Origin of the sequence: Alteromonas sp. MmMcT2-5 (assembly GCF_022348315.1) — a bacterium.
GTDB classification, from domain to species: domain Bacteria; phylum Pseudomonadota; class Gammaproteobacteria; order Enterobacterales; family Alteromonadaceae; genus Alteromonas; species Alteromonas macleodii.
In genome coordinates, this window is record NZ_JAKRFB010000083.1 from 1 (window position 1) to 12,717 (window position 12,717).

General features: G+C 53.5%; 10 protein-coding genes and 1 pseudogene. 5 read left to right on the forward strand and 6 right to left on the reverse strand.

Translation table 11 applies throughout. The annotated features are described in order from the left end of the window. Positions 1–63: 63 nt before the first annotated feature. The 3 genes from MHN09_RS19945 to MHN09_RS19955 are packed head-to-tail and all read right to left on the reverse strand — an operon-like array spanning position 64 to position 5,006. Positions 64–573: a TolC family protein gene (locus MHN09_RS19945; RefSeq protein WP_239241770.1), complete on the reverse strand. Its 510-nt coding sequence runs from the start codon at positions 571–573 to the stop codon at positions 64–66. Then, on the reverse strand, positions 566–3,730 hold the full coding sequence (locus tag MHN09_RS19950) for a multidrug efflux RND transporter permease subunit (protein WP_239241771.1): 3,165 nt from the start codon (positions 3,728–3,730) through the stop codon (positions 566–568). The genes MHN09_RS19945 and MHN09_RS19950 overlap by 8 nt, the downstream gene beginning before the upstream one ends. A 10-nt stretch (positions 3,731–3,740) precedes the next feature. Next, a complete protein-coding gene (locus MHN09_RS19955) occupies positions 3,741–5,006 on the reverse strand; it encodes an efflux RND transporter periplasmic adaptor subunit (protein ID WP_162898083.1) in 1,266 nt (421 codons plus the stop codon). Between the two features lie 123 nt (positions 5,007–5,129). Here MHN09_RS19955 and MHN09_RS19960 point away from each other — a divergent pair, with 123 nt between their 5' ends. Then, positions 5,130–5,750, forward strand: coding sequence for a TetR family transcriptional regulator (locus MHN09_RS19960; protein ID WP_239241772.1), 621 nt, complete (start codon positions 5,130–5,132; stop codon positions 5,748–5,750). A 1-nt stretch (position 5,751) separates the two neighbouring features. On the opposite strand, the gene MHN09_RS19965 is transcribed toward MHN09_RS19960, so the two are convergent. Next, on the reverse strand, positions 5,752–6,438 hold the full coding sequence (locus tag MHN09_RS19965; RefSeq protein WP_118845422.1) for an SDR family NAD(P)-dependent oxidoreductase: 687 nt from the start codon (positions 6,436–6,438) through the stop codon (positions 5,752–5,754). 173 nt (positions 6,439–6,611) lie between these two features. Between MHN09_RS19965 and MHN09_RS19970 the strand changes: the two genes are divergently transcribed. The 3 genes from MHN09_RS19970 to MHN09_RS19980 all read left to right on the forward strand — a co-directional run bounded on the left by MHN09_RS19970 (position 6,612) and on the right by MHN09_RS19980 (position 9,980). Continuing rightward, positions 6,612–7,241, forward strand: a complete 630-nt coding sequence (locus MHN09_RS19970) for a hypothetical protein (RefSeq protein WP_118845425.1) — start codon at positions 6,612–6,614, stop codon at positions 7,239–7,241. A 107-nt stretch (positions 7,242–7,348) separates the two neighbouring features. Further along, positions 7,349–8,257, forward strand: coding sequence for an SDR family oxidoreductase (locus MHN09_RS19975; RefSeq protein WP_239241773.1), 909 nt, complete (start codon positions 7,349–7,351; stop codon positions 8,255–8,257). Positions 8,258–8,351: 94 nt separating this feature from the next. After that, complete coding sequence (locus MHN09_RS19980) at positions 8,352–9,980, forward strand: carboxyl transferase domain-containing protein (RefSeq protein ID WP_118845430.1); 1,629 nt, start codon at positions 8,352–8,354, stop codon at positions 9,978–9,980. Positions 9,981–9,984: 4 nt separating this feature from the next. On the opposite strand, the gene MHN09_RS19985 is transcribed toward MHN09_RS19980, so the two are convergent. Continuing rightward, positions 9,985–10,860, reverse strand: a complete 876-nt coding sequence (locus MHN09_RS19985) for a hypothetical protein (protein ID WP_162898085.1) — start codon at positions 10,858–10,860, stop codon at positions 9,985–9,987. A gap of 38 nt (positions 10,861–10,898) precedes the next feature. After that, positions 10,899–11,528, reverse strand: a complete 630-nt coding sequence (locus MHN09_RS19990; protein ID WP_118845435.1) for a hypothetical protein — start codon at positions 11,526–11,528, stop codon at positions 10,899–10,901. 127 nt (positions 11,529–11,655) lie between these two features. On the opposite strand from MHN09_RS19990, the pseudogene MHN09_RS19995 reads away from it, so the two are divergent. After that, positions 11,656–12,621, forward strand: a pseudogene (locus MHN09_RS19995) (acyl-CoA dehydrogenase family protein); the annotation flags it as partial. Positions 12,622–12,717: the final 96 nt, after the last annotated feature.

Genomic DNA, 12,717 nt, shown 5'->3' on the forward strand with positions numbered 1-12,717 from the left:
TTTGCCACACTTATAAGTAGTAACCCACCTCCGCAGCCATTTATTGGTGTGGTCTACAGAGGATTAAGTCTTTTTAGAGGGGAAAATCCCTAGAACCCCATCTTCCAGTGCACCAATTCGACCCCACAAGTCAAGCTCCCAAGTCGCGCCAATGCCCAGCTGCTGGTTTTCATACACATTTTGCCCACCAAACACCGGCACGTTGCCAGCCTGTGACGGGCGATTGCGACCGGTGGTGAACTGACCAAAGATTGAAGGCCACTGCTGCGACTTGGCAATGCCAAGCACCGCACCTGCTTCATTCAATCGCTCATTGGCCAAACGAACATCGGTGTTGTTCTGCAACGCCTGCTCAACCACCTGGTTCAGCGCCGGATCGCCGAGCAACAGCCACCACGCCTCATTTTGAACCTGCTTCATGCCCACGCCTTTTGCGTTTTCAGGCACTTCAACTTGCATGGCTTGCTCTGGCTTGCCATTGAACCTGTCCAGCAAAGGGATGCTGGATGCGCAACCGGTCAGGGCCAGAGTCAAACCCAAGGCGATTGCGGTTTTCGGCAGGGCTTTAAACATGCTCGCCCCCTTTGTTTGTTGATTGTTGATTGGATGAATCATTTGCTTCCTCTTCATCACCATGGTGTCGTCCACCTTTTTCACTGCGATCGATCAAGCGGTAAAACAGGGGCACAAAGAAAATGGCCAGCAATGTGGCGGCGGTCATGCCACCCATTACACCGGTACCTACAGCGGCGCGTGCACCTGCACCAGCACCACTGGAGAACGCCAACGGAACAACGCCCAGAATAAACGCAAACGAGGTCATCAAAATGGGACGGAACCGCAAACGGGCCGCTTCCAGAGAAGCGTCAAGGGCGCTCATACCTTCTTCACGCTTCAGCACCGCGAATTCCACGATCAAAATCGCATTCTTCGCAGCCAGACCTAGTAACGTCACCAGACCAATCTGGAAATACACGTCATTGGTCATGTCGCGCATCCACACCGCAAGCAGCGCGCCGAACAAGCCAAACGGCATGGCCAGCAGCACCGAAAACGGAAGGGTCCACTTTTCATACTGGGCAGCCAGAATCAGGAACACCATCAGCGCACCCAAGACCAGCGCAAAGCTGGAAGAACCTTCAGAACGCTTTTCCTGAAACGAGGCACCAGAAAAGTCGTAGCTGAAATCATCCGGCAACACCTCGGCTGCAATGTCCTCAATGGCCTGAATGGCTTCGCCTGAACTGATGCCTGGTGCACCACTGCCCAACAGCTTTACAGCAGGTAGATTGTTAAAACGCTCCAAAGTTTCCGGCCCTTGTGAAAACTCCACTTTGGCAAAGGCCGAAATCGGGATCATTTCGCCAGTGTTCGAGCGCACATACATGTTGCCAATGTCAGTCGGGCTTTTGCGATATTGCGCATCCGCCGACATCAACACCTGCCAGGTACGACCGAATTTGTTGAAGTCGTTCACATAGTAGGTACCCATGCTGGCCGCAAGGGTGTCGAACACTTCATTCACGTTCACGCCCATTGCGCGGGCACGTTCGCGGTCCACATCCACATATAGCTGAGGCGTGCCGGGGCGCCACAATGTTTGTACTCCAGCCAGGCGCGGGTCTGCATTGGCTTTGGCCATGAAGGCGTTCATCACCTTGGCCAGCTCGGCTGGGCCGCCTTCGCCACGGTTTTGAATATAGAACTCAAAGCCACCGGCATTGCCCAAACCGAAGATGGGTGGTGGTGCAAAAGCCAGCACCAACCCTTCCTGAATGCCCGCAGTCCGGCCAAACAACTCGCCCACCAAATCAGTGGTCACAGCCTCGCGGTCGTCCCAATGGCGCTGGGTTACGAACATGGTGGCCGCGTTGTTTTTGAAACTGCCGCCCAGGACGTCAAAGCCTGTAAACGCCACGGAATACTCGTTGGCGGGGTTGGCGGCCACTGCATCCACCACCTCGGCAACCACTTTGTCGGTGCGCTGAAGTGTTGCGCCATCGGGCAAAAATACGGCCGCAATAAAATAGCCCTGGTCTTCATCAGGAACCAATGAACCCGGTGTGGCCTTGAACAAACCAGCAGTGACCACCAGCATCACCAGAAACAAACCAATACCAATGGCTGGACGCATGCTGATGAATTTCACGCCACCCACGTACTTGGTCGTTACCCGCGCAAACCAGTTATTGAATGCGGTGAAAAACTTGCCTGGTTTTTTGTGCTCGTGCTTGAGCAGCAGCACACAAAGGGCCGGGGTCAATGTCAACGCGACAATGCCGGATACGATCACAGCAATGGCGATGGTGATGGCGAACTGACGATACAGTTCACCGGTCAAGCCGCCCAGGAAACCGATTGGAATGAACACCGCTGAAAGTACCAGCACGATTGCAATCACCGGGCCGGTTACTTCCTGCATGGCTTTGATCGCCGCCTTGCGCGCGCCCAAGCCCTCTTCATGCATGATCCGTTCTACGTTTTCCAACACCACAATGGCGTCGTCCACCACAATACCGATGGCCAGCACCATGCCGAACAATGTCAACGTGTTGATGGAATAACCCAGCAAATAAAGCCCTGCAAATGCGCCCAGCAATGAAACAGGCACGGCCACAATCGGAATCAAGGTGGCGCGCCAGTTCTGCAAGAATACATACACCACGATGAACACAAGTATCATCGCCTCGACCAGCGTTTTCACCACTTCACGAATGGACACCTCCGCGAATCGCGTGGTGTCATAAGGCACTGCGTAATCAAGACCTTCCGGAAAGTCCGCAGCAATTTCATCCACCGTGTTTTTTACATTCTGAGCCACGTCGAGCGCGTTGGCACCCGGCTGCAGGAATACTTCTACCAGCGTGGCTGGCTTGCCATTGATACGACCTGTGAAGTCGTAGTCCTTCGAGCCCAACTCGACACGGGCCACGTCTTTCAGTCGAAGTGAGGAGCCGTCCGGATTCACGCGAATCAGGATATTCTCAAACTCCTCAGGTTCACTCAGACGACCTTGGGCAGTCACGGTGTAAACCAGTTCCTGGCCATTGTTGTTGGGTGCTTGCCCCACCTTGCCCGCCGCGAACTGTGCGTTTTGCTCATTCAACGCGGCAGCAATGTCACCCGCAGTCAGTTTTAACTGGGCCATGCGATCGGGCTTGATCCAGATGCGCATGGCATAATCTTTCGCACCGAAAATCTGCACGTTGGTGGTGCCGGGAATCCGCTTGATGCGGTCGAGCACGTTCAAGGTCACATAATTCGAGGTGTAGAAGTCGTCAAACCGACCGTCTTCAGAATAGAACGCCAACACCTGAAGGAACGACGAAGAACCCTTGTTCACAGTCACACCCTGCCTGCGTACTTCCTGCGGCAAAATGTTTTCAACCTGTTTCACACGGTTATTCACGTTCAGCGCGGCCTGGTCCGGGTCAGTGCCAATTTCGAACGTCACCATGATTTCAACCACGCCACTGCTGGCCGAAGTTGAACTCATGTACATCATGTCTTCCACCCCGTTGATCGCATTCTCAATGGGTGCAGCCACAGTGCTGGCAATCACCTCAGCGGAAGCACCGGGGTATACGGCACGAACCTGAACCACCGGCGGCGCAATTTCAGGGTACTGCGCAATCGGCAAACCACGCATGGCGGCCAAGCCGGCCAGCATGATGAAAATCGACAACACGGCCGCAAACACAGGCCTGTCGATAAAAAATTTCGAAAACATGTTTTACCCCTTATTGCTTCTGCTCAGTGGCTGGCGCGGCTTTAGCCGGCGCTGCTGCTTCAGGCTGGTTGTTGGCACCAGCGATCACGGGTTGTACTGGGGTTCCCGGGGGCGCTTTCATGAATCCGTCGGTGATCACTTTGTCGCCTGCCACCAAACCGTCAGTCACCACCCATTGGTCGTCTTTCCACTGCGCAACCTGAACAGGTCGGGGTGCCACCGTGTTTTCGGGGCTGACAGTCATCACGACCTTGCCACCTTCCGGATTTTCAAGAACAGCGCGCTGTGGCAACAACACGGCATCCTTTTGTACCGCACCGCTAACGCGGACCCGCACAAACTGCCCAGGGCTAAGCACTTCTTTGTCATTGACCAGCACGGCTCGGGCATCCACTGTTCCCGTGGCCGGGTTCACGCGCACATCCTGAAAGCCCAGCTTGGCTTTAAAACCCATGGGCTTGCCGTCGGCACCCAGTACTTCGACCACCAAATCGCCCCCGGGCATTGAGACGGCACCGCTGGCCACGCCTTTGCGCAACTGCTCATGGTCTTTTTCCGGAATACCGAAGTTCACATACACCTGATCAATCTGGGTGACAGTGGTCAACAACTCGGAAGGGCCAGATACAAAACTGCCCTCTGAATACAGGGAGCGGCTTGCAAATCCGTTCACCGGCGATTCAACTTTGGCGTAATCAAGGTTCAGGCGTGCAGTGCGAACAGCCGCACTAGCCACTTGCAAATCTGCTTTGGCGACTTCAAACGCGGATTGGGCACCATCCAGCTCTGACTGCGAAACCGCCTTGCTCTCAGCAAGTGGCATCACGCGCTTGTAATCACGCTCAGCCTGCGCAGCACGAACCTTGGCGGCATTTTCATCAGCCAAAGCGCGGGCCAACGCGGTTTGGTACGGTGCGTTGTCCAGGCTGTACAAAGATTGGCCTTTCTTCACACGACCGCCTTCTTCGAACAGTCGGCGTTCGATAATACCGGCCACACGGGCGCGAATTTCAACCTCGCGCAGTCCCGCAATTTGGGCTGGGTATTCGTAGGTTAATTCCAGTTGTTCTGTTTTCACTTCAACCACCGGAACTGGTGCGGCTTGACCGGCACCGGGACCTCCGGGGGCTTGGGCGTCTGCGCCCTGACCACAACCCAGCAACAAAACGCTGGACAAAACGGTCACCAGCAGCGAAGGCAGAAGGGTGGCTCCTGCAAATGCGCGACTGTAAGGGGAAGCTTGAGTTTGCTTTGAATTCAATGAGTTGCTGTGCATGATATGTGCCCTGTTATATCCTTGTGGGAATTTTTCGGGTTGATTTACTGACCGAGAAGTCAGATAATACATACATACACGAGTGTATGTAAATATTTTTTTCAAATTTTGGTGACAACAATTGTGGTAAGAAAAACGAAGGAAGAAGCGCAGGAAACACGCAATCTGATTCTGGACACGGCAGAGACCGTTTTCTCAGAAAAAGGAGTGTCACGAACCACGCTGAACGATATAGCCAAGGCAGCCGATCTGACACGGGGCGCCATCTATTGGCATTTCAAGAACAAGGCCGACCTGTTTGACGCCATGTTACAGCGCGTCATATTACCAATGGATGAATTCATCGCCACACCCGACCTGCACCCCGAGCAGCAACCCCTGGCCTACCTCAGAATTCGATCCATGCATGTGGTTCGCACCTTGGCGGAAAACCCACAGATTCAACGGGTTTTCGACATCGTGATGCACAAAACAGAGATGGTTGATGACATATTGCCCATCCGCGACATGCACCTCGAAACGATTCAAGGTTGCCTGCAGACCATTGAAACTGATTTCCAGGCGGCCATTGACAAGGGTGAATTACCCGCCAGCACCAATGCCCGACGGGCGGCGATTGGTCTTCATTCACTGATTGACGGCCTGTTCGCGAACTACGTGCTGAGCCCGGAATTGTTCGACCTGATGGAACAGGCCGAATTCACGATCGACAACTACCTGCACGGACTGGTCAACCGCAAATAGTTCAGACCCTGCCCGTGACCGGAATGCCCGCACCATTGATGTCGCGGGCGGCATCTGACAACAAAAATGCAATGACGCCCGCCAATGATTCAGGGGTGACCCAATCTGCGGGGTCCGACTCAGGCATGGCAGCCCGATTGGCTGGTGTGTCCAGAATACTGGGCAACACTGCGTTGGCGCGAATTCCCAAATGTTTGTTTTCCGCCGCCAATGCCTCGGTCAAACGCAACACACCCGACTTGGCAGCCGCATAAGCACCCATGCCCTCGACCGCTTTGCCGGCCGCAGCCGCGCCAATGTTCACAATCACGCCACCTTGCTGGTCCTGGAACTGGGGCAATATGGCCTGGCACATGTTCACTGTGGTTTGCACATTCATGGCGTACTGGGCGTTCCAGGTGTCCAGGCTGCTCTCTGCCTGCCGTTCCCATGCAAAACCACCGGCGATATTGACCACTGCGTCAATCTGGCCGAAATATTCCCAGGCCTGATTCACCACTTCCTGAGCATGCTCGGGCAGGGTCAGGTCTACATTGCCAATCGACACCGCATCCGTTTCGCCGTCCCAATCTGGTTGATTCAGATCGATCAACAACAGGCGATATCCCAAACCACCCAAATGCACGGCCACCGCCTGCCCCAGATTGCCCGCTGCACCGGTGATGATCGCCACTGGACTGCTGTTCATAAGAAATATCTCCTGCCATGAAGTTGAATTTTTGACTATTCTGACATGAGCCCACCTGTTTCATGCCCCCGCCCGCTTTGAATACCCCCTTTAAGGGCAACGCATTGGTGCAATGTTGAACAGGTACCAAGCTGCCGTTCACAAGACATACCCGCAAATTGTTGGAGCATGTCATGTGGAACGGTCTGTTTTTTGGTTTGGTCAGTCTCTTCACCCCCCAGGCCAGTCTGCCCGACACGGCGGCCATGGAGGCCGAAATCCACCAGTTCGCCCAAGTGTATTCCATCGACACCGGCCGGATCCATGTACGCAAAAGCACCATGAACAATCCGTCACCGTTTCTGACGAACAGCGGAGTCAAAGCCTGTGTGTTGCATGTGAACCAGCATGCCGATGCAAAGCGCGTGTGGTCGCATTTTCTCGACACTGGCCACGAGGGTTCAGAATCCGCATTCCTTGCATTCACTTCTGCCCACGAACTGACCCACTGCCTGATGTCGGAAAAGGGAAAACGCGTTGCCGCCAGGCAGGCGCTGCAGCAGCATTTGGGTGTTCAATTCAAGAACAATATGCATTTCGAAGAGACACTGGCCGATTTGGTCGGCTTGGCCTATGTTCAAAAAGTGGCCCCTGAGTATTACGACGTGGTCTTCAAACGCGTGAAATCCATTCGAACCGACTTCTCCAACCGTGACCCTGAACACGACAGCTCTCAGGCACTACAGGCCCACACCATTGCTTTTGCCGCCCAGCTGTTTGCAAAACCACAGAATGTTCGACTTGCCGACGCCAGCGTGCGCTAAAAATCTCCTGTGAATTGTGTTTTGCAAGGGCACGACCCAAAAAAGCGTGCTTAAATTCAAACGACCGTTTGAATAAACTTTGCACGCACAATTTACAGGTGAATCTCTTGAACAGCTTTCAGTCCGTTTTCCGCCCAAATCTATTTGCAGGCCAAACCGTGCTGGTCACTGGCGGCGGCTCGGGCATTGGTCGCTGCACCGCACATGAACTGGCCAGCCTGGGTGCCGACCTTGCACTGGTCGGTCGCAAAATGGAAAAACTCGAAACCGTCAAAGCGGAGATCGAGCAAACCTGTTCCGTCAAAATTTCACTGCACAGCTGCGACATTCGCGAAGAAGACCGAGTCAGGGAAACCGTGGCCGATGTGCTGGCCGCACACGGCAAAATCAACCACCTCATTAACAATGCGGGTGGCCAGTTTCCTTCCCCTTTGAACATGATCAGCGGCAAAGGCTTCGAGACCGTGGTGCGCAACAACCTCACCGGCGGCTTTCTGATGGCCCGTGAAGTATTCAACCAATACATGATGTTGCATTTGGGCGAGGCAGACATGTCCATTACCAACATCATCGCCGACATGTGGAATGGCATGCCGGGCATGGGCCACTCCGGCGCCGCACGCGCGGGCATGCTGAACTTTTCGGAAACGGCATCCAATGAATGGGCACCCGTGCGAGTGAACGCGGTAGCTCCCGGCTTCATCGCATCAAGCGGCATGGACACTTACCCCGAACCCATGAAGCAAACCATCATGCAACTGGACAAAACCATACCCCTGCAACGACTGGGTTTGGAAGCAGAGGTGTCTGGTGCTCTGGTATTCCTGTGCAGCCCTGCTGCCTCATTCATTTCAGGATCCTGTATTCGAATCTACGGTGCAGCGCCCAATGCGCGCCGCATCTGGCAAGTCGGCACAGGCAAAGCCAATCCGGCGTTTAACAGCTTTCATCTGGGCGGCGTACCGGAAGTCATTCAACGCCGCGATGCTGCACGTGCGGCTGCAAAAAGTAAATAAGAACTCAAGCAGGCACGCGGCTTGACTTGATCAAGCCTCGCGTTCAAAATCAAACAAACGTTTGATTTTTTAACCGACATTTAAAGCCCACACAATGCCTATTCTAGAAAGCGCTGTAGCCGCCACTTCCAGTGAATTTGAACTGAACAAAGCCAATATGGAAGCGGCCCTGAATGAGCTAAGGGCACTGGAAAAGCGCACACGCGACGCATCGGCCAAAGCAGCACCTTCATTTGCCAAGCGCGGCCAACTTTTGCCCCGCGACCGTGTAGCCCTGCTCCTCGATGCAGGCTCCCCCTTCCTTGAACTCAGCACGCTGGCTGGTTACATGCAAGACGGGCAGAAGGCTGACAAAAGCATTCCGGGCGGCGGCATTATTGCCGGTTTGGGTTATGTATCAAACACCTTGTGCATGGTGGTGGCCAGCGACTCCGGCATTGAAGCCGGAGCACTCCAAGCCATGGGCATCGAGAAAATGCAACGCGCGCAAGACATCGCGCTTGAAAACAAACTGCCCTTCATCAATCTGGGCGAATCAGCGGGCGCAAACCTTCTGAAGTACAAAGTCGAACACTTCATACTGGGCGGTGGCAACTTCTACCGCCTTGCCAAGCTTAGCGCTGCTGGTTTGCCCGTGGTCAATGTGCTCCACGGCTCATCCACCGCAGGCGGGGCTTATATTCCAGGTTTGAGCGACGTGGTGATCATGGTTCGCGAACGGGCCCGCGCGTTTCTCGCCGGTCCACCCTTGTTGAAAGCCGCCACGGGTGAAATTGCAACCGATGAAGAACTGGGTGGTGCCGACATGCACTGCTCAATTTCCGGGCTGGGCGATTACATCGCCGATGATGACCGGCATGCCATTGCACTGGCCCGTGAAGTGATGGCTAAAATCGACTGGAACAACAGCAACCGCAGTGTGTTGCCTGCGATGAACGAAAACGCGCCTGCACCTCGCTACCCCTCGGAAGAATTGCTGGGGGTGATGCCTGCCGACATCAAAACCCCGGTGAACATGCGCGAGGTAATCGCCCGCATCGTCGATGACTCGGATTTCCTTGAATTCAAGGCGGGTTACGGCTCAGCCACACTGTGTGGCTATGCAAAACTGATGGGTGTCAGCATTGGCATTATCAGCAATCTGGGGCCGATCGACACAGCGGGTGCAACCAAGGCCACCCACTTCATACAAAGCTGCTGCCAGACCAAAACACCGATCATCTATCTGCAAAACACGACCGGCTACATGGTCGGCAAAGAGGCCGAGCAGGGCGGCATCATCAAGCACGGCTCAAAAATGATACAGGCCGTCAGCAACGCCACCGTCCCGCAAATCACAGTGTTGTGCGGTGCCAGCTTTGGCGCTGGCAACTATGGCATGTGTGGTCGCGCATTTGGCCCCCGCTTTGTATTCGCCTGGCCCAACAGCAAAACTGCGGTGATGGGTGCCGAACAAGCTGCCGGCACTATGGCCACCGTGATGCAGGCCAGCGCAGCCCGCAAAGGCATGGAAGTGCCCGAGTTCATGCTGGAAAACATGAAGAAACAAATTGTTGACACATTCGAGTCGCAAACCAGCGCGTTCTACACCAGCGGCTTGTTGCTGGACGACGGTGTAATCGACCCGCGCGACACCCGGCAGGTTTTGGCGCTTGCGCTAACTGCCTGCCTTCAACAAGAACGTAGCGTGCAAACCATGCAGTTTGGGGTGGCGCGGCCATAACGGCTTAATTTGTCACGTTTTGCAAGTGAGGCGGTAACTTCAATGGCAGAGCTGCCCCACTGTCCATTTTGGTCCGCAGCTCCGCCTTTTCAAATTTCTCAGTCAGCTTTTGAACCGCATTTTCAGCATTAAAACTAAAGCGTTTCAATACCGCAGTATCCCCATTAAGGTTATGCAGGAGATTCTCCTTCATATAACCCAGCGTCAGTTTTGCAACCTTTTCTGTTTTTATCAAATCAATCTGGTTGTACATTTTTTGATCGTTCAGCAAATAACGAATCGATGCTTTCAGATTCGAGTAACCGCAATTGCCGTCTTTCTGGGACCGCTGGTAAATCGGCTGATGGTCAGTAGGGCCCGGCCTACAACCAACACGTTGTCCAAACTCGTGATAAAACTGCTCGATGTTCGCTCGCATCTGTCGATTTGGATCAACACGAGTTGTTGCGACTGCGCATCCATTGTGCGTTGTGGCTGCGTCGAGTGTGTACATCAACGTTTTGCACAAAAAATTATGACTAAATCCTTTTTTCTGCCCTATAGGCAAATTCCATTTGGATACTGCTGATTCAATTTTTGGTCGCTGGCCCGGCTTCAAACGCTGGCCAAACTGTTGCGGGTGCGACCCGCTTCCCGCACCCCGGTTTACCATGTGCAAATTCACGGTGTCGTCCCAGTTCTTCTCAACCACCATGTAGGTGGCATGGCCCGCACTTTTTGATACGCCACTACCGAGAGAATAAAAAGTCAGTGGTATTAGGATTTTGCCGCTAGGCGGCAGTTGCTCAACAGCTGCAAGACATTCTTTCGCGGCATTCGACACTGCCCTGGGCGTACCTGCCTGATTCACCAGCAGTTCATGTCTGCTGATCTTCGACATCAAATTCGCGCTATTCTTCAGAATGTCAGAGACGGTTCTCATCGCCGCGCGAGTGCGATCACTTGCACTTTTGCCACATCACTTCGCTCGCAATCGCTGACAATGCTGTCAAGCAACTCAATTTCATTGGCCAGAATATCGACGGAAAAGTCTTTGAAAGGCGCCAAAAACTCGGTTTTTCCTTCTGAAGGCGAGGGACGAAAATTTGGACTCGCTTTGGCTGCATCGTTACGCAGTCCGCAAAAATGCTCAATGAAACTCAGGTTCACCTTGCCACTTTCAGAGCAAATTGATCGACTCACAACGGATTTCAAGCGCTCGACCGACTCCATGCTCCTCAAGGCTTCCAATTGCTTCGTAACAGCATTCGGCGCAGTGGAATCCAGTTTTTTCAACACCATGGTTTGATCGACCGGACTGGGCTTCAGATTTTTCAATATGCCTGGAATGGCATTTTGTCTAGTCTGCACAGTTGAAGGCGCTTGCCCGAAACATGCAACCACTTTGGAAAAGTTACCGGACACCGTCGACTTCAACTGACTCGCCAGGTTCTTCACGGTCACTGCGCACTTACTCAAACCCGCTTTGGCTACAGACGCAATTTTATGCAGCCTGCCTGGGTCAACATGGCTGGCTTCAGGCTGTGCTGAACGAATCTGGTCTGGCATGGGGGTCACACTCCAAAATCAAATTGACTGTCAAGTTGAGTTAATTCATTGCATTTAAAAGTTCCGATTTTCAAAAGCTGATGCTATTATTTCGAACAAACGTTTGATTTGTTTTCAGGAGAGTTGAGTGAGACTGACCCAAGAGCACAAAGAACTGCAACGCACAATCGAGCGTTTTGTAGAAAATGAAATCAACCCACATGTGGCCACCTGGGAAAAGGAGCAAATGTTCCCTGCCCACGCGCTATTCAAGAAGATGGGTGACTTGGGTCTATTGGGCCTGACCAAACCGGAAGAGTTTGGCGGCATGGGTTTGGACTACAGCTATTCCGTCGTTGCGGCGCAGGCTTTGGGAAAAATCCATTGTGGGGGCGTACCCATGGCAATCGGCGTTCAGACCGATATGGCTACACCCGCTTTGGCGCGGTTCGGCAGCGACGAACTGCGCCGTGAATTTCTGGCACCTGCGGTAGCAGGCGACATGGTGGCCTGTATCGGCGTGTCTGAACCTGGTGCTGGGTCAGATGTTGCAGGTGTCAAAACCACCGCCAGAAAAGACGGAAGCGACTATGTCATCAACGGCAGCAAAATGTGGATTACCAACAGTCTGCAAGCCGACTGGATCTGCCTGCTGGCCAACACCAGCGAAGGCAAACCCCACCAGAACAAATCGCTGATCATCGTGCCGATGAAAACCCCTGGCATCACGATCGAAAAGAAGATTCACAAAATCGGCATGTGGGCTTCCGACACCGGCCTGATCCACTTTGACAATGTGCGCGTGCCTCAGCGCAATTTGATTGGCATGGAAGGCGCAGGCTTCATGTACCAGATGATCCAGTTTCAAGAGGAACGCCTGTGGGGCGCGGCCAACAGCATCGAAGGCATGATGCATGTGCTGAACGAAACCATCAATTACACACGCCAGCGCAACCTGTTTGGCAGCACGGTGCTGGATCAACAGGTGGTGCATTTCACCCTGGCTGAATTGAAAACAGAAATTGAAGCGCTGCGTGCTTTGGTGTGGCAAGCCACTGAAGAATACGTGGCTGGCGGCGAGGTCACGGAACTGGCCAGCATGTGCAAATTGAGGGTATCCGGAATTTCTGGTTGATAAAATGCCAAAGATGTAAAGAAGAAAATCTTTCTCAGCGGATTATCTGATTGATCCTCTTCAGCCTACTCTACT